Annotated in this window: 2 protein-coding genes and 1 pseudogene; 1 reads left to right on the plus strand and 2 read right to left on the minus strand. The window is 64.8% G+C overall.

Annotated features, from left to right (window positions below; genetic code table 11):
- Positions 1 to 537, plus strand: a 537-nt coding sequence (locus tag EN893_RS33975; protein WP_128362175.1) for a ribonuclease HII, incomplete at its 5' end; no start/stop codon positions are given.
- 91 nt (positions 538 to 628) lie between these two features.
- Here EN893_RS33975 and EN893_RS33980 read toward each other — a convergent pair.
- Positions 629 to 1120 (minus strand): F0F1 ATP synthase subunit B, encoded by a 492-nt coding sequence (locus EN893_RS33980; protein WP_127270951.1) that lies wholly within the window; start codon positions 1118 to 1120, stop codon positions 629 to 631.
- Between the two features lie 10 nt (positions 1121 to 1130).
- A pseudogene (locus EN893_RS33985) lies at positions 1131 to 1405 on the minus strand (ATP F0F1 synthase subunit B); the annotation flags it as partial.

A 1405-nucleotide genomic window follows, 5' to 3' on the forward strand; every position in this document is an offset into this window, starting at 1 on the left:
GTGCTCGATCCCGCCAACATTCCCGACGGCCTCGACGATTCCAAGCGCCTCAGCCATCTGCAGCGTGAAGCCTTGTTCCTGCGAATTCTCGGCTCTGCGCAGGCGGTCTCAATGGCCTCCATCAGTGCCGAGGGTATCGACGGCAGCAACATCCTCAAGGCAAGCCTGGAAGCCATGCGCCGCGCCCTGGTAGGGCTGTCGGTCAGACCGAAGCTCGCCCTTGCCGATGGACGCGACGTGCCGCCTGGCCTGCCTTGTGAAGGGCGCGCGCTGATCAAGGGCGACCAGCGTTCGCAGTCGATCGCCGCCGCCTCGATCGTCGCCAAGGTGATGCGTGATCGCATGATGTGCGGCTGCGGCAACCATCACGACCGTTACGGCTTCGAAGTCCATATGGGCTACGCCACGCTTCGCCATCGCACGGCAATCGAGGCGCATGGCCCGGTGGCGCGGCTGCATCGCGTATCGTTTTCGCCGTTCAGGCTGGGTGGCGCTGAAGTGGTCGAGGAAGAGAGCTTCGTCGGAATGGATAGCTGATCTCCCCCCTCGAGGGGGAGATTATCCCCGCCCACAACAAAAAGCCGCCAGGTTGCCCGGGCGGCTTTCGATGATTGGCTAGCGGGACCCTCTAGTTCAGCTTCGACTTCACGTCCGCAAGCGATGCCTTGAACAGATCGGCACCGGCCTTGGCGTCGATCTTGCCGGCAAGCAGCGCGCGCGCTGCCTCTACGGCGATGTCGACGGCGCTGGCGCGGACTTCGCTGATGGCGTCACGCTCGGCCTGGCCGATCTTCTGCTCGGCAAGCGCGGTGCGCCTGACAACATAGTCCTCGGTCTTCTTGTGCGCTTCGGCGGCAAGCAAGTCGGCTTCGCGCTTGGCGGCGGCGACGATGTCGGCGGCCTCCTGCTCGGCTTCCTTGCGCTTGCGCTGATACTGGCCAAGCAGTTGCTGGGCTTCCTCGCGCAGCCGGCGCGCTTCGTCGAGTTCGTTGCTGATCCTTTCGGCGCGGGCGTCGAGCGCCTTGGCGATCAGGCGAGGCACCTTGATGTAGACGGCAATGCCCAGGAAGATGACCAGGGCAACCGTGGCCCAGAGCGTCGCGAGAGATGTGGCGTCCATGATGCGCTCCTCACCGGGCCACGGATTTGACCGCGGCCGCGATCTCTGCCTTGCTGGCCTTGCCGCCAACCAGGGCTTCGACAATCGCCGAAGCGGTGTCCTCGGCGATGCTGCCGACTTCCTTCATGGCATTGGCCTTGATGGAAGAGATGCGGGCCTCGGCTTCGCCAAGCTTGGCGTCGAGCGCGGCCTCGACCTTCTTGCGAGCGGTGTCGGCCTCGGCCTTAGCCGCGTCGTTGGCCTGCTGGCCGATCGCGTTGGCCTTGGTCTTGGCTTCCGCCAGTT

This window comes from Mesorhizobium sp. M7A.F.Ca.CA.004.04.2.1 (genome assembly GCF_004022825.1).
Taxonomy (GTDB): Bacteria; Pseudomonadota; Alphaproteobacteria; order Rhizobiales; family Rhizobiaceae; genus Mesorhizobium.